Genomic DNA, 24,208 nt, shown 5'->3' on the forward strand with positions numbered 1-24,208 from the left:
CTCTGCTGCCAGGCGCAGCACCAACTCGCGAAGACCCGTACCGACCGGTGGCCGGCCGGGTCGCGTGTGTGTGGATAGGTCCAGTGTCGGGCGATCAGCTGCCGGTGCCAGCGCAGCAGGGTCGCGGGGGTGACGAAGAACGCCGTCCAGTGTTGCCGGGGCAGCAGCCGCGACAGCGCCGCCAGCACCACCCGGTCAGCGGGCTGCAGGTCGGGGCGGTGCACCTGCCGGCGCAGCACCGCCACCTGATGCCGTAACACCAGCAGCTCGACGTCCTTCGCGCCACCGTCCCGGGCGAGCTGGATCAACATCTGCAGAATCTGACGCAGGAGCAGGTACACCAGCGACGCACTCATGGCCTGGATTATCGTCGACGTCGTCCGGTGGATCTCGCACAAAACCGCACGTCACAGCCCTCGAACCAGATTTACGAGCCCCACACCCTTTTCCTCGGTCAACGCCTGCTCCAGCGCGTCCAGGGTCTCACCAGCAACCGCCAGACCAGCCGACTCCTGATGCGCCCGCACCACCGTGGAGTCCACACTGACCAGTTCCAGCCCGACCAACCCCCGCGCCGCGGCCTCAGCGATCAGCGCGTCCATCAGACCCTGGAACACCCCGGCCCAGGCCCAAGCATTGAACCTCGAATAGATCGTCGACCAGGACCCGTACCGCTCAGGCACATCACCCCGCCCAGACCCGGTACGGAACCGCCACAGGACCCCGTTGAACTGATCCCGCGCCCGCCACGGCAACGGCCTCGTAGCCGCCACCGGCAGACACGGCTCGATCAACGCCCACTCGGCATCCGTCACATCGAAACGCGCCACAGCCGAGTTCTACCAGCCACCGCCAGCCCAACCATCAACCCCGCCTAGATCCGAACCCCGAACAGCTCCTACAGCGCTGGTCGTACGCCATGGAGCCGCAGTAGAAGCGCCCGTCGGGGTCGCAGCCGCCGTCATTCATCCGGACACCGCCGCCGGTCTACAGCTGCGGCAGGTGGGTGATCGTGCCGGCGGGGTTCTCCAGCGCGAACCCGCGCTCGACGCCGATGACGGCGCCGCCCCGCGTGCGGGGACGCACGACCACCACGACGGTGCCGACGTGCCGGCGGGTGACCGTCGCGTCGGCCGCCAGCGACAGGATGTCACCGGCCAGCATGTCCACCCAGCGGCGCCCGCCCCAGGTCGTGGACCAGACCGGTCCTTCGCCGTGGTACGTGATCGGTTCAGCGCGCGCTCCTCCGCTCTGACACAACGACGTCCACGTCCGCTCGGTTGACGAGGACGACGGTGCCGCGTACCGCGGGCGTGGCGGGGCTGAGCTGGGGTTTCGAAAGCTTTGACACCGTCGCGGAGGTCACCCAATACTGGGCCCCATCGACATCTGTCAAAACCGGACGCCGACCGGTTCGTTGCACGCTGCCCTATAAGGAGGAACGCGCGCGCCATGAATATGCGTAGTCGTCTGCTCGCCACCGCAGTCGCTGTCTCGGCAGCCGCGGCCATCACCACCGTCGTCGCCTGGGCCGCCTCCCCGGCGAACGCCGCGACCTGCAACGGGTACGTCGGGCTCACGTTCGACGACGGCCCCGGCAACAACACCGGCAACCTGCTCAACGCGCTGCGCCAGAACGGGCTGCGGGCCACGATGTTCAACGAGGGCCAGTACGCCGCCCAGTACCCGGCCCAGGTCCGTGCGCAGGTCGACGCCGGGATGTGGGTCGGCAACCACAGCTACACCCACCCGCACCTGACCCAGCAGAGCCAGGCCCAGATCGACTCGGAGGTCTCCCGCACCCAGCAGGCCATCGCCAACGCCGGCGGCGGCACCCCGAAGCTCTTCCGGCCGCCGTACGGCGAGACCAACTCCACCCTGCAGTCGGTCCTGTCGCGCTACGGCCTGACCCAGATCATCTGGGACGTCGACTCGCAGGACTGGAACAACGCCAGCGTCGACGCGATCGTCCAGGCCAACGCCCGCCTCACCAACGGCCAGATCATCCTCATGCACGACTGGCCCGCCAACACGGTCGCCGCGATCCCGCGCATCGCCCAGGGCCTGGCGGCACGCAACCTCTGCGCCGGCATGATCTCCCCGCAGACCGGCCGGGCGGTCGCCCCCGACGGCACCAACCCGACCAGCCCGCCGCCGAGCTCGCCGTCCTCGTCGCCGTCGACCCCGGCATCATCCTCGCCGCCCCCGCCGTCCGGTGCCAAGCGCATCGTCGGCGCGCAGTCGGGTCGGTGCGTCGACGTGCCGAACTCCTCGCACAACAACGGCACCCGCGTGCAGCTGTACGACTGCCACAGCGGGACGAACCAGCAGTGGACGCTCACGTCCAGCCGGCAGCTGACCGTCTACGGCAACATGTGCCTGGACGCCGCAGGGTCCGGCAACGGCGCGGCCGTGCAGATCTACAGCTGCAACGGCCAGGCCAACCAGCAGTGGAACGTCAACAGCAACGGCACCATCACCGGCGTGCAGTCCGGGCGCTGCCTCGACGTCTGGGGCACCGGCAACGGCCAGCAGATCCAGCTCTACGACTGCAACGGCCAGGCCAACCAACGCTTCAGCCTCAACTGACCCGCCATGTCGCCGGTGGTCGAACGGCCACCGGCACGACGCCGCTGACGGCGAGCATCGAGGCAACAACACACCGCAGAACGACACGTTTGTAGTTACGTGATCTACACCATGCGCCCTTGACCTGGGAAAACAGCTGCCGAACCAGGAACTGTGGCGGTCACGGTGCTGTACGCGGGAGGCTGGCGGGTCGAGTCTGCGGTCTTCGACCGCGACGGGACCGGCGAACGCACCTGGAACCACATCGTCGACCCTCACGGCGCGGAGTACTGGCGCACGACCAGCGGCCTGTACAAGCTGCTGCACCGCCATGGACTGGACATCGGCGACCTCACCCTCTCGGCGCCCGACCCGACGCCGCTCCGCCTCACCGACCTACACGACGGATGCGAGTGACGGCGACCGGCCGCCCACCCACGGCATTGCCGGCGCCGGTCGCCGCGATGCTCGCCACGTCCGCGCCGCCACCGACTGGCAGCGGCTGGTCCTACGAGCTGAAGTTCGACGGAAGGCAGTGGGTTCCGAGAAACCAACACAGCTATCCGCCCGAACTCTGTGGGTGCCGATAATCACGTCCGCCCTGGTAATGGCCACTTCGGGTCGCGTGATGCGATCTCATCGCGGTCAGCCTTGCTACGCCGCGGCAGATCGCCATCGATCACTGGGCGAGGATCGCGCCATGCTTCTGCGCCTGGCGTACCTCGGTGTGACCAACGCGCTTGCGATGCTCCGCCTGCTGCCCGTAAGCGACCGGGCCAAGGATGTTGAGATCTTGGCGCTCCGGCATCAGGTTGCCGTGCTCGAACGGCAGTTGCACGGCGAGAAGGTCCGGTTCGACCCGGCCGATCGAGCGTTCCTGGCCGCGCTACTGCATCGCCTGCCCCGCGACGTGCTACGCCGCGTCCGGCTGCTGGTTCGCGCCGACACCGTGCTCCGGTGGCACCCGCGACCTGCTCGCCCAACGGCACGCAGCGCGCTCACGACCCAAACGCGCCGGGCGGCCACCCACGGTCCGGTCCATCCGCGCCCTGGTGTTGCGCCTGGCCCGGGAGAACAGCACGTGGGGGTACCGAAGGATCCACGGCGAGCTGCTCGTCCTGTGCATCAAGGTCGCCGCGTCGACCGTCTGGGAGATCTTGCACGCTGCGGGGATCGACCCGGCCCCGAACGTACCTCGGACACCTGGGCATCGTTTCTGCGCTCGCAGGCCGAGGCCATCCTCGCCATGGACTTCTTCGAGACGGTCACCGTGACCGGGGCCCACCTGTACGTCCTGGCCGCGATCGATCACGCCACCCGCCGCGTCCGCGTCCTGGGCGCCACTGCGCGCCCGACCGCCGCCTGGGTCACCCAGGCTGTCCGCAACCTGGCCATGGACCTGCAAGACGCCGGCTGCCGAACCAAGTACCTCATCCGCGACCGCGACGGCAAGTACCCCGCGCTGGTGGACACAATCCTCGCTGACACCGGGATCGAGGCCGTGCTCAGTGGCGTCCGCATGCCCCGGATGAATTCCGTGATGGAGCGTTGGGTGCAAACTGTTAGACGACGCTCAGGATGAGGACGTGGGGCGGGTCCGCGTCGTTGCCGAGGAGCGCGTGCCAACCGACCTGATAGCCCTCGTGCGCGGCGCCAGGGTGAGCGGGCAGCCCGACAGTGTGAGCGCCCAGCGGCGACGGGCAGTGCGACCGGCGGCGGGCGCCGACCCCTCCATGTTCCCGGTGACGGTGAAGTGCGTCGATCACGTCTGTCGCATGTGGACGGTGTTCGGCGTCGTTCGGCAACGCGAGTTGGCCCCTGGACCGGCCCGGGTGTGGTAGGCATGCTCACCGACGTGCGAGGAGCCCGCTGCTCCGCACATCCGACCCGACACTGTCCACAGAGGACATCGCACTCGGCTACAAGCAACTCCTCGAGGTCGAACGCGGCTGGCGCACCATGAAACAGGTCATCGACCTCCGCCCCGTCTATCACCGCAAGGAAGACCGCATCCGCGCCCACGTCATCCTCTGCTGGCTCGCCCTGCTCCTCATCCGCATCGCTGAGACCGCCACCGGCCGGACCTGGCCCGCCATCCGCGACGAACTGCAACGCCTCCACGCGATCACCTACACCGGCCCCGCCGGCACGTTCCGCCAGACCACCACACCCACCAAGACCCAACGCGACCTCTTCACCGCCCTCGACGTCGAACCACCCAAGAAGATCCTGGACCTAGCCACACACCGCTGACCAGCGCAAACACCCACGCCTAGTGACACGCCCCGTCACCAGGCCACGCCGTGTTTCCCCAGCTCAACCCCCACTTTCACGCCCTAGACCCGACACGCATCTGTGGAACCCGGGCGTCGATGAAACCCCGAGTGCTGGGCCACGTCGGTTGGACGCCACGCGGGTTGCCGAACGGGTCGAGCCTGCGGCGGGTCGTCGCCTGGGTGGCAGGGTCGGGTAGCCGGAAGGATTTCGCCCTCCGGCTCCCGCAGATCCCGGCGTGACAGTCTCCTGTCACCGGGCTCTTGTCATCCTGCTCACCAGGCGGTCGTGACCCACGGCCAGTGCGCGTAGAGTTGATCAAGGCGCCTTGTCGGCGGGTTGATTTTTCTTGGGACACCCGGCTCGCGGGGGCAGGGACTGGGCTCGCGCCGAGGGTCGGGCCAACCGGCCCTACGTCGCTGCGAGTTCGGCCGGCGGGCGGGCTCAGCCCTCCCGGCCGTGGAACCACTTCGAGTCGTCGAACGGCATGCCGACGGTCACCGCGAACCCGCCGCCGACGTCCCGGCTCGAGCACCAGTAGGTCCGGTCGGCGTGTCGGTGTATTTCTCATGAGCGGGGTACTTCCTCGTCGACATGAAGACCTGTCGCGCACTCGCAGCCGTCGGGTCAGCATCTTGCGCCCCTGCACCTCTGGTGATCCGGTATGTCTGATATGGGCGCCCGACGGGATGGCCTGTTGACGTTGTTCCTGAGCGGCGACGTGATGCTGGGTCGCGGGATCGACCAGATCCTGCCGCACCCCGGTGACCCGGCACTGCGGGAGCGATACATGGACGACGCGCGTGACTACGTCGCCCTGGCGGAGGCGGCGAACGGCCCGATTCCCCGTTCCGCCGGCTTCTCCTGGCCGTGGGGCGACGTACTGGGAGTGCTCGCCGACTCAGCGCCCGATGCCCGCATTGTGAACCTGGAGACGAGCGTCACCCGAAACGACCAGTTCGCACCCAACAAGGCCGTGCATTACCGGATGAGCCCTGCCAACCTTCCCTGCCTTGTCGCTCCCCGACCGGACGTGTGTGCTCTGGCCAACAACCACGTACTGGACCTCGGCCAGCATGGCCTCGAAGAGACACTCGACGAGCTGGCCGACGCAGGGCTGCAGGTGGCCGGCGCCGGGCTGAACGCGGAGCAGGCAAGGCAACCCGCGGCTGTCGCCGTCGGCCGTGGCGGCCGTGTTCTGGTGTTCTCGTTCGGGATGGCATCCAGCGGCATTCCACCGTGGTGGGTCGCAACCGACAATCGCGCGGGCGTCGACTTCGTACCCGAACTCTCCGAAGACAGTGCCGCGCAGATCACCAGCCGGATACGGCGACATATACGCCCCGGTGACATCGTGGTCGCCTCTGTCCACTGGGGATCCAACTGGGGCTATGACATCCCGGACGAGCAGATCCGCTTCGCGCACGCACTCATCGACGACGGCGTCGACATCGTGCACGGGCACTCCTCGCATCATCCCCGGCCGATCGAGGTCTACCGGGACCGGCTCATCCTGTACGGCTGCGGCGACCTCATCAACGACTACGAAGGCATCGGCGGCTACGAGGAGTACCGCGCCGACCTGCGGCTGATGTACCTGGTGTCCGTTGAGTCCACGGGCGCGCTGACCGGCCTGCGAATGGTGCCCATGCACACCAGACGCATGCGGCTGCACCGCGCCTCACCCGAAAACGCTGAGTGGCTGCGGGAAGTCCTTGACTCGGTCAGCGGCGAGTTCGGCGTACGGATCGATGCAACTGCACATGGCATGCTCGCGCTGCGCCGGCAATGATCGCACCGCCACGCCCGACATTACCCCCACGACCAGCGCGACCGGCGGCACCCCTTCGATGTCGATCGGCGTCGGCCAGCAGCGGCGTGAATCAGTGCACCCAGCTGATCATGGTCTGACCGCCACCAACACCGCCGAGCACCCGGACCGAATCGTTCCGCGCCCAACCGACCGCGTCGAAGTGGCCGACGACGTCCTGCACGCCACGCTGCCCGCCGTGTCATGGACGGCGGTCCGGCTCGCCACCGTCTGATCCGACCTTCTGGACACCCGGACCGAGCGGGAGCAGGCCGCTGTCTCGACCGGAGGGAGCTACCGTCGAGCGGTGGCCTTGGCTGTCTGCCTGCTCTTCGACGGTCGCACCGAACGTGCCCTGACGAAGCTGTGGAACAGGCTCGAGGAGCAGGGCGTCGCGACACTTCGCTCGCACACCCACGGGATGCATCACCCCCATCTGTCGTACGTCGTCCTGCTGCGGTGGGATCTCGCCGCCGTCCGCGACACCGTGGCGGGGCTCCCGGACCGGGGCGGCTGCGAGGTCACCTTTGACGCGCTGGGCGCCTTCCGGCGGGGCCGGATCTGCCTCGTTCCCGCCGTGCCGGCAGAACTCATCGCGCGGCAGCAGGGCGTGGTCGAGGCGGTCCGTGCCACGGGTGCGCTGGTGCACGCACACTATGAGATCGACGCGTGGCTGCCACACTGCTCGATCGCCCCACGCGCCCGGTCCGAGCAGTTGCCCATTGTCGCCACTACCGTTTACGGCTTCCTCCCTCTCACCGCCCGGATCACCCGCGCTGCGCTCATCGACAGCGCAACCGGGCAGCTGTGGCCGCTGCCGAACGTGCCCTGACCGCCCAGACGGATCGTACGATTGCCTGGGCAGCCGGGTGCGTCAGCAGGTTACCGACACTGTGAGCGCGGCGGCCGGCCTCGACGCCGTCGTAACAGCGTGACGTAGGCGGCCCACTCATCTCCTTGAATACCCTCACTGGGCATCGCTCCACACCCCGAAGGTTGCACCGGCCAACGTACGAAGCCGACACAGGGCGCGGCACCGGTTTCAGGCGTCTTTCCGGCGGACGGGACGTTGCATCGTCTGGAGATTGGGCTTCAAGCAATCCAGCTTTCGCCATATCACGCGGGTCCCCCAACGCACCGCCCCAAACGCCTGGGCACAGCCGCTGGTTTCCTGGCATGCTCTTGTCCCCACTAGCCTTTCGGCCTCAGGTAAGCCATCAGACCCAGGAACCTCCCTCCGAATTCCTCCCAGCTGAACTGGGGATACAGCAAGGCGCCTCGTGGCGCACTACGTCTCGTCGACGTACCACCTGTCGCCGGGTGCGTGCCGGCAGAACCGGGCCGCGTCGGCCAGTAGCGGCGTGAAGCGTTGCACCCAACGGAAGACGGTGACGTGGTCGACCTCGACACCACGCTCGAGCAGCAACTCCTCGACGTCGCGGTAGGACAGGTTGTACCGCAGGTACAGCCGGACCGCGACCACTATCACGTCCGGCGGGAACCGGAACCCGCAGAACGCCGACCGTACCGACAGGGCAGGACGCCAGCGGTTGGAGACCTTCACGACTCAAGCGTGCCCGACCAGGGCAACGCTCAACGCAACGGAGCCGCATCGATGGATCACTTTCAAACAGGGGTGAATCAAGCACCGTCGATGCTTCCCCCATCTGAGCCGAACCCCGCACACGTTCTCGGCGTGTCGCCCCGGCAACCCACCACCAAGATCACAAAAAGTGCGAAACACGAGGGATCATCGGGCTCGGCCTGTCCACCGCGGCGGTCGGGGCGCTGCTGCAGACCCGCCGGCGCTGCAGGTCGTGCTCGGCGGGGTCGGGCTGTTCGGGGTGAGCCTGCCGTGGATCGTCGTCGGCTTCACCACCCTGCTCCAGCGGGTCACGCCGGCCCACCTGCAGGGCCGGGTCTACGCCGCGGCGAGCACCATGATCACCGTGCCGCAGACGATCTCGATCGCGCGTGGGGCGGGCCTCGTCACGGCGCTCGGGTACCGCATCCTGCTCACCACCGCGGCCGTGGTCACCGCGCTGGCGTCCGGCTATCTGCTGCGACCGTCAGCGGATCGCGAGCGGGTTGATCGGGGAGCCCACGCCACCGACGAGGGGTAGCGGCAGGGCCACGAACATGAACTCCCACACGCCGTCCGCGGCGCACGCCTCGGCCAGGTCGTCCAGGCAGAGCAGCTCGGCCAGCAGCAGCCCGAGGTCGCGCAGCGCGGCCAGGTGCAGCGGGATGCGCCACGAGCCGGCGGTGGCGTCGAGCGCCTCGACCGCCGAGTTGTCGGCGCCGACGAGGCTCACGTCGTGGCGGGCCAGCCACGGCACGCACGACACATCGAGGCCGGCCTGCGGTGCGGTGACGAGGCTGCCGGCCACACCGTCCCAGCTGCCGAGCACGCCGGTGCGCACGAGCAGCACGTCGCCCGGGCCCACTGTGGTACCGGTGGCGCGCAGGACGGCGTCGAGCAGCGCCGGGCCGATGACCGTGCCGGGCGGCACCACGGGCACGCCGAGGTGGCGGGCGACGTCGACGAGCACGCCGCGCCCGACGATGCCGTCGATGAGATGGTGGATGCCGAGCCGCCGGGCGCCCTCGGCCGCGGTGACGAGGCCGGCCCAGTAGCCGTTGTAGAGGGTGTCGCGGTCGGCGACGTGGGCCAGCCCGTCGAGCTGGGTGTAGGTCTGGGTGCCCATGACCAGCAGGTCGTCGGAGTACGCGGGGTGCGCCGCGGTCCGGGCGACCACACCGTCGGCCGTGGTGGACGTGCGCACCACCATGGCGCGCGGGACGGCACCGGTGGGTGGGCCGCCGATGGGGAGTCCCAGGGAGTACCGCCGGCCCGTGCGCACGGCCGCGGCGGCCGCACGGACGGTGTCGTCGGTGATGAGATTGGCGGTACCGCACTGGTCCGCCGCGCCCCAGCGGCCCCAGTTGTTGGCGCGGCGAGGCCGGGCGCCGCTCACCTTGCCGTGCCGGTCGACGGTGTACGACGGCGGCCGCCACGGCGACAGCGGCGGTTCGGGCACGTCCTGCGGGTTCACGGCGCCTCCTCCAGCACACGGATCGGTTGCCCGGCCAGGAACGCCGCGACGTCCTCGACGAGCTGCGGGAAGTACTGCGCGTACGACTCGCGGGTGACGTAGCCGACGTGCGGCGAGAGCACCACGTTCGGCGCCGTGCGCAGCGGGTCGCCGGGTGGCGGCGGCTCGGTGTCGAAGACGTCGAGGGCCGCGCCGGCCAGCCGCCCGGCCCGCAGCGCCGCCACGAGCGCGGCGGTGTCCACGATCGGGCCGCGGGAGGTGTTCACCAGCAGCGCGGAGGGTTTCAGCAGCGCGAGCTCGGCGGCGCCAATGTAGTGGCGGGTCGACGGCGCCAGCTTGATGTGGACGCTGAGCACGTCGGCGCCGGCGAAGAACGCCTCCTTGCCCGGCGCGTCGACGCCTGCTGGAACCGCGGCCAGGCGGCGGCTCCACGCGGTGACCCGCATCCCGAGGGCGTGCGCCACCGGGATCAGGCCGCGGCCGATGTTGCCGAGGCCGACGATGCCGAGCGTCCTGCCATGCAGTGTGGTGCCGAGGCCGTCCTGCCACCCGCCGGCGCGCACGAGCGCGTCGTGCCGCGGGACCCGGCGGGCCAGTGCGAGGATGAGCGCCCACGTGTGTTCGATCGTGGCGACCGCGCCGGCCATGCCGGTCGTGCCGCAGACGGTGATCCCGCACCCGGCCGCCGCCCGCAGGTCGATGGCCGCGTTCGCCATACCGGTTGTCGCAATGAGGCGCAGCCGGGGCAAAGCGCGCAGCACATCGCCGGGCAACGCTGTGCGTTCGCGCATGGCGACGATCGCGTCGAACGGTTCGAGCGCGCGGGTGACATCGGCCGGTGAACCGAGTGGGGCTCGGAAGACGGTGATCTGTACCGGCAGCGACGACCAGTCGGCGAACTCCCCGGAGACGCCCTGGTAGTCGTCCAGAACGGCTAGGCGGAATGGGCCCATTGCCGCCTGCCGCTGCCGTCGACCACGATCCGGCCGGGGCGCAGGCCCGGGAAGTGCGCGCCGACGACCGGCGTGCCGTCGCGGATGAACTCGTTCACCAGCCGGACCTGGGTGTCGCGCGCCTGCTGCTCGTCGACGTCGACGACCCGGGCCCAGGCGTCGTCGAGCAGCTGCACCGGGTGGTGCACGACGTCGCCGATGAGCACGGTCCGCTCACCGCGGGAGCTGAGCACCACGGTCGTGCAGCCGGGCGTGTGTCCGGCCGCCACGACGGCGTCGACGCCGGGCGCGAGGGTCTCGTCGCCGCTCCAGGTGGTGAACCGGTCCGCGATCGGTGCCAGGGTGGCGGCGGCGACCTCGCGATAGCGGGCGTCCTGCGTCCCGCTGGTCTCCACGAAGTACCGCCAGTCGGCTGTATGGCAGCGATAGACCGCGTTCGGGAACGTCGCGACGCCGTCGACCGCCGACCAGCCGATGTGGTCCATGTGCAGGTGGGTGAGCACGACGTCGGTCACGTCCTGCGGGCCGACGCTGGCGCTCGCCAGGTTGTCCATCAGCCGGGTGCCGCTGACCGACGCGGGGGCCTGCGGCCCGTACCCGGCGTCGACCAGCAGCACGCGCTCGCCGGTGCGGATGAGGAACGTGCCGACGGGCATCTCCAGGCGGCCGTCGGGCAGGCACAGGTCGCGGTGCTCGGCCCAGTCCTCGTCGCGCCCGCCCTTGCCGAGCTCCTCGGGCCGCTTGCCGCCGGCGAGGTACAGCTCGGTCGGCCGGACATGGCCGATGCCGTCGGGCACGCCGACGACGTCGAGGTCACCGACCTTCATACGCACCGCTCCCGGGGAACACCTGCCGGTAGGTCTGCACGTGCGCGGCGATCGCGTCGCCGAGCCGCTCGCGCAGCGGCGTCCGCTTTCCCGCGGCCTTGAATTCGGCGGTACCGACGACATCGAGCGACGCCAGTTCGTACACCGCGAGGTAGGGATGGTCGGCCTGGGCCGGGTGCACGCCGAACCCGGCGTCGTCGTCGATGGCGCGGAACCGCCGCGCGCCGAGCACACCGGGCACCGCGAGCATCGCCGGGAGGTGCTCGTCGTCGTACCAGCGGGTGAAGTCGTCCTCGACGGCCGCGTCGGCCCGCATGAGCACGTGGAAGAGCGCCGGCCCGGCCGGGTGCTCCGGCTCCGCCTCGACCGGCCGGATCTGCTGGAACACGGTCCGGCCGAGGTCCAGGCCCATGGCCGCCTCGAGGGTCCACGGGCTGGGGTCGGTGGAGAGGCGGTTGTACTCGTCGCTGCGCAGCGGTTCGTCGCCGGCCAGCTGGTACAGCGTGAGGAAGTTGAACTCGCTGGGTGACGAGTAGGCGTTCTCGACGCGGGCGAAGCGGCGCCCGCCGAGGATGCCCGGCACGTCCACCATGTCGGCCAGGTGCTCCTCGTCGTACCACGCCTCAAAGCCGGGGACGCGGTCGTCGGGGACGGTCCAGCGCAGGTGCAGCAAGACGTCGCCGATGGCTTGTCCGGTCACGTTCACGCTCCTTCCTTTGCGTGTTCGCGTGTGCTGTTGCGGTTGTTCGACCAGTTGCGCATCGCGTGCAGCGGACGGTGGGCGGTCGTGCCGGCGTCGGCGACGATTGATTGGCCGGTGATGCAACGGGACTCGCCGCCGGCCAGCCACGCCACGACCGCGGCGATGTCCTCGGGCCCGGCGGCGTAGGGCAGCAGCCGCTCGGCGGCGAACTCGTCGAGGTGGTGCTCGCTGAGCGCGGCGAGCGCGGTGCCGGTCAGGATGAGTCCCGGCGTGACGGCGTTGCAGCGGATGCCGTCACGGCCGTACATGGTGGCCACGTAGCGGGTCAGGGCGAGCACCGCGGCCTTCGACGAGCCGTACGCGGCGCGCACGTCGTCGCCGACGAGCGCCGAGACGGAGGCGACGTTCACGATCGCGCCGCCGCCGCGGGCCCGCAGCGCCGGCACGGCGTGCTTGCACGCCAGGTACGTGCCGCCGGCGTTGACGGCCATCGTCCGCTCCCACACGTCCAGGTCGAGGCCGACGAGGTCGCCGTCGCGGCGGTGCAGCTCGGGCTGGAGCGCGGCGGCGTTGTTGACGAGGATGTCGAGACCGCCGAAGGCGCCGACGGCCGCGGCCACCATCGCGGCCACCGACGCCTCGTCACTCACGTCGACGGCAACCGCGACCGCGACGTCCTTGCCGGCACCGCCGGCCGCCGCGGCGATCTCGGCCGCGGCCGCAGCGTTGATCTCGGCCGCGGCCGCGGCGGCACGCTGGCCGTCGATGTCCGCGATCACCACGCGCACCATCGCGGGCCAGCCGAGCCGCGCAGGCCCGCGCGCCGCCGGCGGCCCCGGTGACGATGGCGACGCGGCCGGCGAACGGGCCGGTGACCGCGCCCGCGGGCGAGACTGCCGGCACCTCAGACACCGATGCCGGTCTTTCGCTGGCCGAGGTACGAGGCCAGCAGCGTGTCACGGTCGTGCAGCTCGTCGACCGGGGCCTGCATGACGATCGCGCCACCGTTGAGCACCGCGGCCCGCTGGCAGACGCGCACCGCGACGTGCACGTTCTGCTCGATGACGAGCAGCGCGACGCGCGAACGGACGGCGACGAGCGTCTCGGCGACCGCCTCGACGACGACCGGGGCCAGGCCCAGGGACGGCTCGTCGATGAGCATCATCCGGGGCGCGGCGACCAGGCCCCGGCCGATGGCGGTCATCTGCTGCTCGCCGCCCGAGAGCGCGAAGCCCAGCCGCCTGCGCAGCGGCACCAGAGCCGGGAACAGGTCGTACACCTCGTCGAGGCTGAAGCCGCCGGCCCGGCCCTGCCGCGCGGTCATCCCGAGCAGCAGGTTCTCGTGGACGGTCAGGTCGACGAAGACCCGCCGGCCCTCGGGCACATGGATCAGGCCGCGGCGGGCGACCTGCTCCGCGGCCAGGCCGGTGAGGTCCTCGCCGTCGAAGCGCAGCGCGCCGGTGGCCGCGGTCAGCCGGCTGATCGCCCGCAGCGTCGAGGTCTTGCCTGCGCCGTTCGGGCCGAGCAGGGCGACGGCCTCGCCGGCGCCGACGGTCAGCGACACCCCGCGCACGGCGTGGGTCGTGCCGTAGCGGACGTGCAGCTCTTCCACCTCAAGCATTGCCGGCCACCCCCAGGTAGGCGTTGATGACCTGCTGGTGCCGCCAGACCTCGTCCGGCGGGCCCTGCGCGATCACCTTGCCGAGCTCCAGCACGACCAGCCGGTCGCACAGCGAGTCCAAGAAGTCGATCTTGTGATCGACGACGACCACCGCGAGCCCCGCATCGCGCGTTTCGCGCAGCAACTGCGCGAGTTGCGCGGATTCGGCGTCGTTGAGCCCGGCGCTGGGCTCGTCGAGCAGCAGCACCTTCGGCTCCGCGGCCAGCGCCCGCGCAAGTTCGAGCAGCCGGCGCTGTCCGTAGCTGAGCGTTTTCGACGACGTGGACGCGTACTCGGCCAGGCCGACCGTCGTCAGCGCGCGCAGCGCGGCCGCTTCGCGGCGGTGCTCCCGGCGGTGCATCGCCGGTCGGGCCAGTACCGCGCCGACCAGCCCGACCAGGCGCCCGTCGGGGCTGGACAGCAGCACGTTCTCCAGGCACGACAGCTCGTCGAAGATCTGCGGTGCCTGGAAGACCCGGGCGATGCCGGCCGCGCGGGTCGCGGCGGGGCGGCTCAGCCGGACCCGTCGCCCGTCGACGGTCAGCGCACCCCGGGCCGCCACGACCCCGCAGACCGCGTTGAGCAGCGTGGTCTTGCCGCTGCCGTTCGGGCCGACCAGGCCCAGCATCTCCTTCGCGCCGACCTCCAGGTCGACGCCCGCGACGGCGCGCACGCCGCCGAAGTCGACGGTGATCCGCTCAGCCCGCAGCATCGGTGCTCCTCCCCGACGGGACCGGCGAGACCCGCGAGACCCGCGAGACCCATTTCAGCAACTGCCGGACGCTCTCGGCGATCCCGTTCGGCAGCGCCAGCACGACGGCCAGCAGCAGCACGCCGTACACGATGCTGCCGAAGCGCTCGATGTCGGAGAGCAGCTTGGGCAGCGCGACGAACACCGCCGACCCGATCACCGGCCCCCACAGCGAGTCGGACCCGCCGAGCAGCAGGATGAGGAACAGCCCGATGGTGAGGTCGATGCCGAACGAGTCGGAGCCCATCACGCCCTGCCAGTGTCCGATCATCGCGCCGGACAGCCCGCCGAGCGCCGAACCGAGCATGAACAGCACGATGTGCACCCGGTTCGCGCGCACGCCGGCCAGGTGGGCGACGGTGAAGTTGTCCCGGGCCGAGATCGCCTCGCGGCGCATCGGCGAGCGCTCGATGAGCGCGCCGACCACCAGGCACGCCGCGAGCGCCCCGAGGAACAGCCAGAACACCTCGGCGTCGCGGCGGAACACGTAGCCGAACAGCTCGGGCGCGCCGATGCCGACGGTCTGGCCGTTGGGTCCGGTGAAGCCGTCAGCCCGGGCGAACACGATGATGCCGACCTGGGTCACGGCGAACGTCGCGATGGCGAAGTAGAAGTGCTGCGCCTTGCGCACGAGCGTGCCGACGATGCCGGCCGCCATGGCGGTGGTCGCCATCGCCACGCCGATGCCGGCGATGAACGGATAGCCCTCCCTGGTCACCCACGCCGACAGATAGCCGCCGAACGCCATCATGAACGTCTGGCAGAACGCGAACCGGCCGGCCAGGCCGAAGATCCAGTAGAAGCCGATGGCGGCGACGGAGTACATCATCCAGAGGTTGACCAGGAACTGGTTGGCTCTGGAGGTACCGCCGATGGCCGGGCCCGCCAGCGCCACCACGACCACGAAGGCCGCGATGGCGAGCAGGTGGCGGCGGCGGTCGTGCGGCTGCGGCCGCAGGAACCACAGCGGCGGCCGGGGCGCCGGCCGGACGGCCGACGCCTCGGGGTCGATCTGCACGGTGCTCACAGCCGGCTCCTGGTGACGTTGACGAGACCCTGTGGGCGGAACACGATGACCAGGAACAGCACGATCGGCGCGAGCATCGTGGAGTACGACGGGAAGAGAAGCCCGCCGACCAGCTGCTCGATGAGTCCGATCGCGAGCGCTCCCAGCACGACGCCGGTGAGGCTGCCGAAGCCGCCGAGCACCGCCGCCGCGAAGGCCGTGATCATCAGGCCGAAGCCGAGGTTGAGGTCGACCGCGCCGAGCGGGGCAACCAGCAGCCCGGCCAGCCCAGCCAGCACCGACGAGATGACGAACGCCGCCATGCCGATCGCCTTCGTCCGCACGCCCTGGAGGCGCGCGGTGTCCGGGTCGGTCGCCAGGGCCCGGACCTGGCGACCGAACGACGTGCGGCCGAACAGCAGCAGTAGTGCCACCACCGCCACCACCGCGACCGCGACGATGAGCAGCCGCTGATGGGCGATGGAGGCGCCCGCGATCCGTAGCGCGCCGTCGCCGGCCGGGCTGGGCAGGGTCTTCGGGGTCGAGCCCTGCCACACGGCGATCAGGCCGCGGATCACGGTCGCCGCCGCGAGGGTCGCGATGACCACCACGATGAGCGGCTTCTTGCGCAGCGGCGCGAACGCGGTCCGCTCGATGAGCAGGCCGACGGCCGCCATCACCAGCAGCGCCAGCAGGTAGCCGGGCAGTACTGGCAGCCCCAGGTCGGTGGTGGCCCACACACCCAGGTAGGCGCCGAGCGTGATGAGGTCGCCGTGGGCGAAGTTGACCACGCCGGTGGCGTTGTGCAGCACCAGGAAACCGAGCGCGGCGATCGCCAGGACGGCGCCCGAGGCGATCCCGCTCGCGGTCAGCGCGATGACGTTGTCCACAATGGCCTGCCTTCCCGCAGTACCGCTAGCTCGTGGCGGCCGGCAGCTCTTCGAAGGTGTACCGCTTGATTTCCTTGGACGAGCCGTCCGCCGCGTACTGCACGATGGCCATGTCGCGGTTCATCATGTGGGCGGCGTCGGCCTTGTAGCTGCCGGAGCAGATGACGTTGCCGGTCACGCTGATCTCGCTCATCGCCTTCTTGATGGCGGCGGGATCGGTACCGCCGGCCTTCTCGATGGCGGCCTTGGCGATCCAGACGGCGTCGTATGAGCCGGCCGCCAGGCTGGTGGCCACCTCGTTGAACTTCGTCTTGTACTTCTCGCCGAAGGCCTTCACCTTGGCGTCGGTGGAGCTGGCCGGGTCGCACGGGACGACCGCGTGCAGGTTCTTCAGCGGCTCACCGGTGAGCAGCTTGTTGTTCACCGCGAGCGTCGCCGAGCTGCTGGAGAAGACCGGCACGTCGATGCCGTTCTGCAGGAACTGCTTCATCTCGATGGCCAGCGGGTTGGGGAAGGTGAAGCTGATGACCGCGTCGGCGCCCTTCATGGCCAGCACGTGCTGGGTCAGGTCGGTCGCGGTCGCGTCGTAGGTGCGGCTGGCGAAGGGCGTGAGGCCCTTGGCCTGCAGCAGGGCGGTCTGGCTCTTGATGTTCGTCGTGCCGTAGGCCTCGTTGGTGCCCATCAGGCCGACCTTGGTCGCCTTGAGGTCCTCGAGGATGTACCGCACGGCGGTCTGGTTCTTGAACTCGTCGTAGGGCTGCACGTACCAGGCCCACTCGCTCGCGCCCGCGCTGCCGAACCGCAGTGCGGTGCTGGCGCTCGCGGTGGCGATGAGCGGGATGCCGCTGCGGTCGATCTGCCCCTTGGCGGAGATCAGGGCGGTGGCGGACGGGAAGCCGATGAGCATGTCGGGGTCTTTGTCGACCGCCTCCAGGAACTGGGCGGTGGCCTTCTGCGGGTTGAGCGGGTCGATCGCGACCCGGTCGAGCACCACCTTGCGGCCCATGATGCCGCCGGCGGCGTTGATGTCCTCGACCGCGAGGGCCGCACCGTCGTGGTAGTCGTTGATGGCGGCGGCGCTCTCTCCCTTGATCTCCCAGAGCCCCACCAGTTTGATCGTTTGTTCGGTTGCTCCGCCTTCGTCACCCGAATCACCTCGGCGGAGGAAGATGATCACCTCGCTCGCCAGCGAGGTGTGAGGCGTATCATCAACCAAGCGTTTGCTCGGTGTCAACGCGATCAGCCAGTTCTCCGCGTGATCCGGGCCAGCTCGACCAAACGTTCGCCCAAACGTTCCAGTGATGAACGGTCGCAGCGGTGCTGCGGCACGGCGATCACCACGACCGTCGCCGAGCCGTCGGGCGCCACCGGCAGATGCGTGGCGACCGCCCACAGCGGGCTCGCCGGGTGGAGCTGCATCGCATAGCCCCGGCGCTCGTAGTCGGCCCGCCGTGGCAACCAGGCCTGCGCCGGCTCGTCGCCGAGCAGCTCGGCGACCTCGGGGTCGCCCATCCCGGCCAGCAGCGCCTCCCCCGCCGCCGTCTCCAGGTCGATCGTCGTGCTGGTGCCGACCGGGAACGTGACCTTCAGCGGCTGGGTGCTCTCGACCGCGTCGACGACGAGCAGCCGGTCGCCGTCACGGACCGACAGCAGCACTGTCTCGCCGCTCTCGGCGCTGAGCTGCCGCAGCAGCTGGTGGGCCTGCTCGCGGGCGGCCGCCTCGGCGGCGAACGCGCTGCCCACCGACAGCGCCCGGCCGGTGACCACCCAGCGCACGGCCGGCGGCTCGCCGAACTGGCGGATCCAGCCCTCCTCACCCAGCGTGATCAGGGCGCGGTGCACCACGCTCTTGTGCAGCCCCATGAGCCGGGCCACCTCGCTCGCACCGACCGGCTGGTGCCGCGAGACGAGCTCGAGGACGCGCAACCCGGTCGCCAGCGACTGGACTCCCTTGACAGCCATGAAATCCGACGCCTACCGTCCCGAGCACAATAGAGAGACGGCGTCTCTCTAGGAGAGACAATTTAGCCTCATGAGGTGAGGTCGTCAATGACCCTGACCGCCGCCGCCACCGCCGAGGACTACGACGTCACGTCGGACTGGCATGTCAGCAACCCGTATCCCTTCCTGCGGCGCCTGCGACAGTCGCGCCCGCTCTACTACAGCGACAATCTCGGCGCCTGGGTGCTCACGCGTTACGACGACGTGCGCGCCGCCCTCGCCGACAACGAACGGTTCTCCTCCGACGGCATCCTCACCGCGGCCCACCGGCTCGAGGACGACGTCCGCGAGATGCTCGGCTCCCAGGAGGCGTTCCTGGGCCGGTTTGTCGCCAACGTCGACCCGCCGACGCACACCCGGCTGCGCGGGGCGGTCGCGCGGGCGTTCACGCCCCGCGCGGTCGCCAAGCTCGGCGACCGGTACCGCGAGCTGATGCACGAGTCCGTCGACCTCGTCGTCGCCGACGGCCGGGCCGACCTCGTCGCCCACTTCGCGACGTTCGCCCCGGCCCGGCTCATGGGCATCTTCATCGGCCTGCCCCGCGAGGACGAGCCGCAGGTCCATGCCTGGGTGCACGCCTGGTTCCAGCTGTTCCTCGCCCGGCACGACCCGGCGATCTCCCGGACGCTCGCGCAGAGCTTCCTGGAGTACCTCGCCTACGTCGACCGGCTGATCACCGCCCGCATCGCCGAGCCGCGCGACGACTTCGCCGGCCTCATGGGCCGCCTCGTCGACGGCACCCCGCAGGGCCTGGACCGCCTCGACGTGGTCGAGCAGATCAGCGCCCTGCTGCTCGGCGGCAACGACACCGTGCCCAACGGCGTCGGCAGCTCGATCTACCGGCTGCTCGACGGCGGCCACTGGCCGGCCGTCGCCGCCGACCCGCGGCGCATCCCCGGTGCCATCGAGGAGGCGCTGCGCTACGACGGCGCGGCGACCGGCATCTTCCGCCGCGCGGCCCGCGACGTCGAACTGCACGGCACGACGATCCCGGCCGGTGCGTTCGTCTTCGTCAGCCAGGACTCCGCCGGGCACGACGAGACGGTGTTCACCGACCCGGAGACCTTCGACCCTTCGCGCGCGAACGCCGGGCAGCACATGGCGTTCGGCCACGGCATCCACCACTGCGTCGGCGCGGCCCTCACCCGGCTGGAGATGAGTATCTCGATCGAGGTCTTGTCGAGCCGGCTGCCGAGCCTGCGCATCGCCCCGGACCAGGAGGTCCGCCACCGCCGCAGCGTCACCGGCCGCGGCCTGGAGCGGCTCATGGTGGAGTGGGATGAGCGGGATTGAGGTGGACCGGGCCCGGTGCGACCTCTACGGCACGTGTGCGGAGACCGCCCCCGACCTGTTCCGCCTCGACGAAACCGACGACGAGCTGGTCCTCCTTGCGTCAGTGGTACCGCCGGAGCAGCTCGATGCCGCCCGGCGCGCGATCGACGCCTGTCCGAAGACGGCGCTGCGGCTGGTGCCCGCATGAAGTTCGCCGTCGCCCCGCCGTATGACCGCGGCGCCCCGGCCGATCCCCGGTTCATGACCGGGCTGGCCGAGACCGCGGACCGGCTCGGGTTCGAGTCGCTGTACCTCTCCGAGCACATCGTCGTCGTGTCCGACTACGAGCGGCTGCACCACTACACACCGGACGGCGACATCGGGCTGCCCGACGACACCCCGTTCCCCGACCCGCTCGCCGTGCTCGGCCACGTCGCGGCCCGCACCGAGCGGCTGCGGCTGGCCACCAGCGTGCTCATCCTGCCGGAGCACCATCCGGTACAGCTGGCCAAGCGGCTCGCCACGATGGACGTGCTGTCCGGCGGCCGGTTGCGGATCGGTGTCGGCGTCGGCTGGATGCGCGAGGAGATGGCGGCGCTCGGCGTCGACTACTCCTCGCGCGGACGGCGCACCGACGAGGCGATCCGCGTCCTGCGGACGCTGTGGAGCACCGACCCGAGCGACTTCGCGGGCGAGTTCTTCGCGTTCCGCGGCGCGCGCTGCTTCCCCAAGCCGGTCCAGCCGGGCGGGGTGCCGATCCACGTCGGCGGGCACAGCGAGGCGGCGGCCCGGCGGGCCGGGCGGCTCGGCGACGGGTTCCACCCGCTCGGCGTCGACCTCTCCGCGTTGCCGGAGCTCACCGGCGTGGTACGCCACCACGCTACGTTGGCTGGGCGGGACCCGGATGCGATCGAGGTCACGTTGACCGTGTCACTGACCGCGACCGACCCTTCGTTCGTCCGGCGCGCCACAGCTGCCGGCGTCGACCGCCTCGTGCTGTCGTGCCGGTCGCTCGGGCTGCCGGAGATCCGGGCCGAGATGGAGAGGATCGCGACCGAGCATGGACTCTGACGCGGTGCGCCGGTTGGCGCTGGAGTATGCCCGGGGCTGCGACCGCCGCGACGCGGACGGCGTGGCCGCCCTGTTCACGCCGGACGGGCGGCTGGCCCGGGAGCCCGACCTGGACGTCCGTGGCCGGGCCGCGATCGCCGAGCGGATCGCGGCCCTGGCCCGGTATCGGACGACCACCCACTTCGTCGGCAACCACCTCGTAGAAGGCGACCGGGGTGAGGTCTACTGCGTGGCCTACCACCTCTACGACGACCGCGTCTTCGTGATGTCGATCCGCTACCAGGACCGCTACGTCCAGACCGACGAGGGATGGCGGTTCGGCGAGCGGGTCCTGATCGTCGACTGGACCGAGGACCGGCCGCTCGGTCAGGCCCCCGCGTAGGCGGCCCGGACCGCCTCGGCCAGGACCGCACCGAGGCGTCGCAGCTCCGGCTCGCCGCCCCGGCTCTGCGGCACACCGATGACGACCGCCGCTGGAAGGGCACCGGGCTCGCGGGGCAGGGCGACCGCGGCCGCCCACAACGGCACCTCGCCGGCCATCTGGACGGCGAAACCGTCCAGATGTGCCTTCGCCAACCGTGTGCGGGCCTCGGGTGACAGCCCTGCGGCGCCGTCGTGGCTCGCCGCGCCGCCGTGGCCGGGCGCGTCGTGCGCTTCCTGAGCCAGGATCGCCACGCCGCCCGCCGTGTCGGGGCCGAACGGCCCCGTGTAGCCGATCGGGAACGTCACCCGCAGCACGTGCGTGCTGGCGATCTCGTCCACCACGATGAGGCTGCCACCGTCGGCCACGGCGAGCCACACCGTCTCCCCGGTCGCGGCGTGCACCTCGCGCAGCACCCGCCGGGCGCGGGCCCGCAGGTCCTCCCCCGCCGCGAACCGCCCGCCGACCGCGAGGGCCCGGCCCGTCAGCGTCCAGCCACCCTGGCCCGCGGCGTCGGGCCGGATCCAGCCGTCCGCGTGCAGCGTGGCAACGATGCGCTGCACCGCGCTCTTGTCCAGGTCGAGCTCGCGCGCGAGCGCGCCCAGGCTGGCCGGCTGATGCAGCGACACCTGCTCCAGCACCGCCAGGGCACGGCTGACCACGTCGATCGTCTTGACAGCCACGATCGGCCCTCTCTACCGTCGTCGTATCGATTCTTCGATATCCTATATCACTGAGTGATACCCCTTTGGAAGGACCCCCGCCATGGCCCGAATCCGGCCCGCGGCCGGCCACGCCGTCATCGACCCGGCCGCCGCGACCCAGCGCGAGCAGATCGAGCAGGTCCACGCCTCGATCCTCGCCCACCGCCCGAAGACCGCCGCCGCCGTCAACGACGCCTACCGTCAGGCGCTCGCCGAGGAGGGCACCCTCCCGCCCCGGCTCGTCGAGCTCATCCGCATCCGGCTCGCGTTCCACAACCAGTGCCGCAGCTGCATGGCCGTGCGGTACCAGTCGGGCATCGACGCCGGCGTCGACGAGGACCTCGTCTGCTCGCTCGCCAAGCCGGCCGAGGCGCCCGACCTGACCCCGGCCGAGCGGGCCGCGCTGCGCTTCGCCGACCTCCTCGCGACCGACCACCTGCGCATCGACGAGCGCGTCTACGACGGGCTGCGCGAGCACTTCGACGAGGGCGAGATCGTCGAGCTCGGGCTGCGCTGCGCCCGCACCATCGGCTTCGGCCGGCTCAACGCCACCTGGATGAACGTCGAGCACCTGCCGGAGCGGTTCAAGGACACCCAGGGCATCCTGACACCCTGGGGCGGCGAGGCCATCGCGTGGTGAGGCCGACGGCGCTGGTCCTCACCGACTACGGCCGCCTGGAACGTCAGGAGTTCCAGGACCCGGACGTCGGCGACGACGACGCGCTGCTGCGGGTCGAGGCCTGCGGCATGTGCGGCAGCGACCACGAGGTCTTCACCGGCCGCATGCGCTGGCCGCTGGGCTTCATCCCGGGCCACGAGACGGTCGGCGTCATCGAGCGGATCGGCCCGGCCGCGTCCGCCCGCTGGGGCGTGCGGGAGGGTGACCGGGTAGCGGTGAGCAATCGCCGCGCCTGCCGGACCTGCGACCGTTGCGCGGCGGGCGACCTCGCCAACTGCGTCCACTTCGGCCCGATGACCTCGTACGGCATGGTGCCGACGTCGGTACCGCCGAGCCTGTGGGGCGGCTACGCCACCCACCACTATCTGGCTCCTGAGTCAGTCGTCCACCGCGTGCCCGCTGCACTGGACCCGGTGTCGGCAACGCTGTTCAACCCCCTGGCCGGCGCGGTGACCTGGGCCGTCGAGGCGCCGGCCCTGCGGGAGGGCGAGGTGGTGGCGATCCTCGGCCCGGGCATCCGCGGCATCTGCGCGGCCGCCGCAGCCAAGGCGGCGGGCGCGGCGTTCGTGCTCGTGACCGGCGCCGGCCCGCACGACGCCGAGCGGCTGGCGACGGCCCGTCAGGTCGGCGCCGACCTGACGGTGGACGTGACCCGCGACGATCCGGTCGAAGCCCTGCGCTCAGCCGCAGGCCGCCTCGCAGACGTGGTCGTCGACATCACCGCCCACGCACCCGCCGCCTTCGGTCAGGCCATGGAGCTGGCGGCACTACGGGCGAGGGTGGTCTACGCGGGCAGCCGCGGTGACGGGGTGACCGCGGTGTGCCGCCCGGACCTCATCACGACCCGCGAGCTCCGCCTGACCGGCGTCCGCGGCGTCTCGACGTCCGCCCCGGCGGAGGCACTGCGCCTGCTGGGCGAGCACCGCTTCCCGTTCGAACACATCGCCCGCACGGTGGCCGGCTTCGACACCGTCCCCGACCTCCTGCTGACCATGTCGGGCGACACCGACCGCCGCCCGCCCCTGCACGCCGTCTTCTCCCCGCTGGAGGGCTTGTCGTGACCGACGCTCACGAGATCGAGCAGCTGCTGTACCGCTACGCGACCGCCATCGACACCCGGAACTGGGACCTGCTCGACTCCTGCTTCACGCCGGACGCGGCCATCGTGATGAGCGTGGCGGGCCGCTACCCGACTCCGGCCCACTACCGCGACAAGGCCAAGGTGGTGCTGGCCGAGCTGGACGCGACGCACCACGTCTTCAGCTCGGTCACGGTCCAGGTGGACAGCGACCGCGCGACCGCACACAGCTACTACCAGGCCCAGCACTGCCGCAACGCCCTGGCCCCGCGCTCCCTGTTCCTGATCGGCGGCTGGGTCGACGACGAGCTGACCCGGGTGGACGGCCGCTGGCTGATCAGCGCCAGGCGGGGCACGGCCGTCTGGTTCGACGGCAACTCCGCCGTCCTCGACATGGACATACAGCCGGGCGCCAACCCAGCCCTGCACCCCTGAGCTTTGATGCGCGGCACGGCGCTCGCTCATCTCGGCACCGTGCGCTCGA

At 70.7% G+C, this 24,208-nt stretch carries 28 protein-coding genes and 2 pseudogenes; 14 read left to right on the forward strand and 16 right to left on the reverse strand.

The window, feature by feature from the left end:
* Positions 1–407 precede the first annotated feature (407 nt).
* From OHA72_RS46955 to OHA72_RS46960, 3 genes are read right to left on the reverse strand one after another with little or no spacing between them, the layout of a single operon-like run.
* Positions 408–830: a transposase gene (locus tag OHA72_RS46955; protein ID WP_327002592.1), complete on the reverse strand. Its 423-nt coding sequence runs from the start codon at positions 828–830 to the stop codon at positions 408–410.
* Between the two features lie 34 nt (positions 831–864).
* Entirely contained in the window at positions 865–969 is a 105-nt protein-coding gene (locus OHA72_RS65180) for a hypothetical protein (protein ID WP_442788393.1), read from the reverse strand.
* Between the two features lie 18 nt (positions 970–987).
* Entirely contained in the window at positions 988–1,164 is a 177-nt protein-coding gene (locus tag OHA72_RS46960; RefSeq protein ID WP_327002593.1) for a hypothetical protein, read from the reverse strand.
* A gap of 288 nt (positions 1,165–1,452) precedes the next feature.
* Here OHA72_RS46960 and OHA72_RS46965 point away from each other — a divergent pair, with 288 nt between their 5' ends.
* The 6 genes and pseudogenes from OHA72_RS46965 to OHA72_RS46990 all read left to right on the forward strand — a co-directional run bounded on the left by OHA72_RS46965 (position 1,453) and on the right by OHA72_RS46990 (position 7,484).
* Positions 1,453–2,589: a polysaccharide deacetylase family protein gene (locus tag OHA72_RS46965; RefSeq protein WP_327002594.1), complete on the forward strand. Its 1,137-nt coding sequence runs from the start codon at positions 1,453–1,455 to the stop codon at positions 2,587–2,589.
* Positions 2,590–2,742: 153 nt separating this feature from the next.
* A complete protein-coding gene (locus OHA72_RS46970; protein WP_327002595.1) occupies positions 2,743–2,985 on the forward strand; it encodes a hypothetical protein in 243 nt (80 codons plus the stop codon).
* A gap of 283 nt (positions 2,986–3,268) precedes the next feature.
* Entirely contained in the window at positions 3,269–4,150 is an 882-nt protein-coding gene (locus OHA72_RS46975; protein WP_327002596.1) for a transcriptional regulator, read from the forward strand.
* A 287-nt stretch (positions 4,151–4,437) separates the two neighbouring features.
* Positions 4,438–4,821, forward strand: a pseudogene (locus tag OHA72_RS46980) (IS1634 family transposase); the annotation flags it as partial.
* Between the two features lie 718 nt (positions 4,822–5,539).
* On the forward strand, positions 5,540–6,634 hold the full coding sequence (locus OHA72_RS46985; protein WP_327002598.1) for a CapA family protein: 1,095 nt from the start codon (positions 5,540–5,542) through the stop codon (positions 6,632–6,634).
* Between the two features lie 325 nt (positions 6,635–6,959).
* Positions 6,960–7,484, forward strand: coding sequence for a 2'-5' RNA ligase family protein (locus OHA72_RS46990; protein WP_327002599.1), 525 nt, complete (start codon positions 6,960–6,962; stop codon positions 7,482–7,484).
* 459 nt (positions 7,485–7,943) lie between these two features.
* Here the strand turns inward: OHA72_RS46990 and OHA72_RS46995 are convergent.
* A pseudogene (locus OHA72_RS46995) lies at positions 7,944–8,186 on the reverse strand (IS6 family transposase); the annotation flags it as partial.
* A 283-nt stretch (positions 8,187–8,469) separates the two neighbouring features.
* On the opposite strand from OHA72_RS46995, the gene OHA72_RS47000 reads away from it, so the two are divergent.
* The gene (locus OHA72_RS47000) at positions 8,470–8,775 is read left to right on the forward strand and encodes an MFS transporter (protein WP_327002600.1); all 306 of its coding nucleotides are present in this window, start codon (positions 8,470–8,472) and stop codon (positions 8,773–8,775) included.
* Here the strand turns inward: OHA72_RS47000 and OHA72_RS47005 are convergent.
* The 11 genes from OHA72_RS47005 to OHA72_RS47055 all read right to left on the reverse strand — a co-directional run bounded on the left by OHA72_RS47005 (position 8,722) and on the right by OHA72_RS47055 (position 18,460).
* Positions 8,722–9,708 carry a cyclase family protein gene (locus OHA72_RS47005; RefSeq protein WP_327002601.1) on the reverse strand — a complete coding sequence of 329 codons (987 nt, stop codon included), beginning with the start codon at positions 9,706–9,708 and terminating at the stop codon, positions 8,722–8,724. The genes OHA72_RS47000 and OHA72_RS47005 overlap by 54 nt on opposite strands.
* Positions 9,705–10,661: a D-2-hydroxyacid dehydrogenase family protein gene (locus OHA72_RS47010; RefSeq protein WP_327002602.1), complete on the reverse strand. Its 957-nt coding sequence runs from the start codon at positions 10,659–10,661 to the stop codon at positions 9,705–9,707. The genes OHA72_RS47005 and OHA72_RS47010 overlap by 4 nt, the downstream gene beginning before the upstream one ends.
* The gene (locus OHA72_RS47015) at positions 10,643–11,488 is read right to left on the reverse strand and encodes an MBL fold metallo-hydrolase (RefSeq protein WP_327002603.1); all 846 of its coding nucleotides are present in this window, start codon (positions 11,486–11,488) and stop codon (positions 10,643–10,645) included. The genes OHA72_RS47010 and OHA72_RS47015 overlap by 19 nt, the downstream gene beginning before the upstream one ends.
* Positions 11,475–12,188, reverse strand: coding sequence for a hypothetical protein (locus OHA72_RS47020; protein ID WP_327002604.1), 714 nt, complete (start codon positions 12,186–12,188; stop codon positions 11,475–11,477). Before OHA72_RS47020 ends, OHA72_RS47015 begins: the two co-directional genes overlap by 14 nt.
* 2 nt (positions 12,189–12,190) lie before the next feature.
* Complete coding sequence (locus OHA72_RS47025; protein ID WP_327002605.1) at positions 12,191–12,970, reverse strand: SDR family NAD(P)-dependent oxidoreductase; 780 nt, start codon at positions 12,968–12,970, stop codon at positions 12,191–12,193.
* Between the two features lie 125 nt (positions 12,971–13,095).
* Positions 13,096–13,812: an ABC transporter ATP-binding protein gene (locus OHA72_RS47030; protein WP_327002606.1), complete on the reverse strand. Its 717-nt coding sequence runs from the start codon at positions 13,810–13,812 to the stop codon at positions 13,096–13,098.
* Positions 13,805–14,563, reverse strand: coding sequence for an ABC transporter ATP-binding protein (locus tag OHA72_RS47035; RefSeq protein ID WP_327002607.1), 759 nt, complete (start codon positions 14,561–14,563; stop codon positions 13,805–13,807). The genes OHA72_RS47030 and OHA72_RS47035 overlap by 8 nt, the downstream gene beginning before the upstream one ends.
* Positions 14,550–15,629 (reverse strand): branched-chain amino acid ABC transporter permease, encoded by a 1,080-nt coding sequence (locus tag OHA72_RS47040; RefSeq protein WP_327002608.1) that lies wholly within the window; start codon positions 15,627–15,629, stop codon positions 14,550–14,552. The genes OHA72_RS47035 and OHA72_RS47040 overlap by 14 nt, the downstream gene beginning before the upstream one ends.
* Entirely contained in the window at positions 15,626–16,498 is an 873-nt protein-coding gene (locus OHA72_RS47045; protein WP_327002609.1) for a branched-chain amino acid ABC transporter permease, read from the reverse strand. Before OHA72_RS47045 ends, OHA72_RS47040 begins: the two co-directional genes overlap by 4 nt.
* A 25-nt stretch (positions 16,499–16,523) precedes the next feature.
* Complete coding sequence (locus OHA72_RS47050; protein ID WP_327002610.1) at positions 16,524–17,606, reverse strand: ABC transporter substrate-binding protein; 1,083 nt, start codon at positions 17,604–17,606, stop codon at positions 16,524–16,526.
* 131 nt (positions 17,607–17,737) lie between these two features.
* Positions 17,738–18,460, reverse strand: coding sequence for an IclR family transcriptional regulator (locus tag OHA72_RS47055; protein ID WP_327002611.1), 723 nt, complete (start codon positions 18,458–18,460; stop codon positions 17,738–17,740).
* A gap of 87 nt (positions 18,461–18,547) precedes the next feature.
* Between OHA72_RS47055 and OHA72_RS47060 the strand changes: the two genes are divergently transcribed.
* From OHA72_RS47060 to OHA72_RS47075, 4 genes are read left to right on the forward strand one after another with little or no spacing between them, the layout of a single operon-like run.
* Entirely contained in the window at positions 18,548–19,792 is a 1,245-nt protein-coding gene (locus OHA72_RS47060; RefSeq protein ID WP_327002612.1) for a cytochrome P450, read from the forward strand.
* Positions 19,779–19,979, forward strand: coding sequence for a ferredoxin (locus OHA72_RS47065; RefSeq protein WP_327002613.1), 201 nt, complete (start codon positions 19,779–19,781; stop codon positions 19,977–19,979). The genes OHA72_RS47060 and OHA72_RS47065 overlap by 14 nt, the downstream gene beginning before the upstream one ends.
* Positions 19,976–20,842, forward strand: coding sequence for an LLM class F420-dependent oxidoreductase (locus OHA72_RS47070; protein WP_327002614.1), 867 nt, complete (start codon positions 19,976–19,978; stop codon positions 20,840–20,842). The genes OHA72_RS47065 and OHA72_RS47070 overlap by 4 nt, the downstream gene beginning before the upstream one ends.
* Positions 20,832–21,224 (forward strand): nuclear transport factor 2 family protein, encoded by a 393-nt coding sequence (locus OHA72_RS47075; protein WP_327002615.1) that lies wholly within the window; start codon positions 20,832–20,834, stop codon positions 21,222–21,224. Before OHA72_RS47070 ends, OHA72_RS47075 begins: the two co-directional genes overlap by 11 nt.
* On the opposite strand, the gene OHA72_RS47080 is transcribed toward OHA72_RS47075, so the two are convergent.
* Positions 21,209–21,946, reverse strand: a complete 738-nt coding sequence (locus tag OHA72_RS47080) for an IclR family transcriptional regulator (RefSeq protein ID WP_327002616.1) — start codon at positions 21,944–21,946, stop codon at positions 21,209–21,211. The two genes, OHA72_RS47075 and OHA72_RS47080, sit on opposite strands and share 16 nt — an antisense overlap.
* Positions 21,947–22,028: 82 nt before the next feature.
* On the opposite strand from OHA72_RS47080, the gene OHA72_RS47085 reads away from it, so the two are divergent.
* Genes OHA72_RS47085 through OHA72_RS47095 form a run of 3 tightly spaced genes read left to right on the forward strand, consistent with a single transcriptional unit; the run spans position 22,029 to position 24,159 of the window.
* Positions 22,029–22,607 (forward strand): carboxymuconolactone decarboxylase family protein, encoded by a 579-nt coding sequence (locus OHA72_RS47085; RefSeq protein ID WP_327002617.1) that lies wholly within the window; start codon positions 22,029–22,031, stop codon positions 22,605–22,607.
* On the forward strand, positions 22,601–23,707 hold the full coding sequence (locus OHA72_RS47090) for a zinc-dependent alcohol dehydrogenase (RefSeq protein WP_327002618.1): 1,107 nt from the start codon (positions 22,601–22,603) through the stop codon (positions 23,705–23,707). Before OHA72_RS47085 ends, OHA72_RS47090 begins: the two co-directional genes overlap by 7 nt.
* Positions 23,704–24,159, forward strand: a complete 456-nt coding sequence (locus OHA72_RS47095; protein ID WP_327002619.1) for a nuclear transport factor 2 family protein — start codon at positions 23,704–23,706, stop codon at positions 24,157–24,159. The genes OHA72_RS47090 and OHA72_RS47095 overlap by 4 nt, the downstream gene beginning before the upstream one ends.
* The last annotated feature ends 49 nt before the right edge of the window (positions 24,160–24,208 follow it).

Source organism: Dactylosporangium sp. NBC_01737 (genome assembly GCF_035963215.1).
Classification (GTDB): Bacteria; Actinomycetota; Actinomycetes; order Mycobacteriales; family Micromonosporaceae; genus Dactylosporangium.

Excerpts from the sequence above, each read along its gene's own strand:
- OHA72_RS65180 (WP_442788393.1), bottom strand. The coding sequence starts at position 969 with ATGAATGACGGCGGCTGCGACCCCGACGGGCGCTTCTACTGCGGCTCC.
- OHA72_RS46960 (WP_327002593.1), bottom strand. The coding sequence starts at position 1,164 with ATGCTGGCCGGTGACATCCTGTCGCTGGCGGCCGACGCGACGGTCACC.
- OHA72_RS46965 (WP_327002594.1), top strand. The coding sequence starts at position 1,453 with ATGAATATGCGTAGTCGTCTGCTCGCCACCGCAGTCGCTGTCTCGGCA.
- OHA72_RS46975 (WP_327002596.1), top strand. The coding sequence starts at position 3,269 with ATGCTTCTGCGCCTGGCGTACCTCGGTGTGACCAACGCGCTTGCGATG.
- OHA72_RS47010 (WP_327002602.1), bottom strand. The coding sequence starts at position 10,661 with ATGGGCCCATTCCGCCTAGCCGTTCTGGACGACTACCAGGGCGTCTCC.
- OHA72_RS47015 (WP_327002603.1), bottom strand. The coding sequence starts at position 11,488 with ATGAAGGTCGGTGACCTCGACGTCGTCGGCGTGCCCGACGGCATCGGC.
- OHA72_RS47030 (WP_327002606.1), bottom strand. The coding sequence starts at position 13,812 with ATGCTTGAGGTGGAAGAGCTGCACGTCCGCTACGGCACGACCCACGCC.
- OHA72_RS47035 (WP_327002607.1), bottom strand. The coding sequence starts at position 14,563 with ATGCTGCGGGCTGAGCGGATCACCGTCGACTTCGGCGGCGTGCGCGCC.
- OHA72_RS47055 (WP_327002611.1), bottom strand. The coding sequence starts at position 18,460 with ATGGCTGTCAAGGGAGTCCAGTCGCTGGCGACCGGGTTGCGCGTCCTC.
- OHA72_RS47060 (WP_327002612.1), top strand. The coding sequence starts at position 18,548 with ATGACCCTGACCGCCGCCGCCACCGCCGAGGACTACGACGTCACGTCG.
- OHA72_RS47065 (WP_327002613.1), top strand. The coding sequence starts at position 19,779 with ATGAGCGGGATTGAGGTGGACCGGGCCCGGTGCGACCTCTACGGCACG.
- OHA72_RS47070 (WP_327002614.1), top strand. The coding sequence starts at position 19,976 with ATGAAGTTCGCCGTCGCCCCGCCGTATGACCGCGGCGCCCCGGCCGAT.
- OHA72_RS47075 (WP_327002615.1), top strand. The coding sequence starts at position 20,832 with ATGGACTCTGACGCGGTGCGCCGGTTGGCGCTGGAGTATGCCCGGGGC.
- OHA72_RS47085 (WP_327002617.1), top strand. The coding sequence starts at position 22,029 with ATGGCCCGAATCCGGCCCGCGGCCGGCCACGCCGTCATCGACCCGGCC.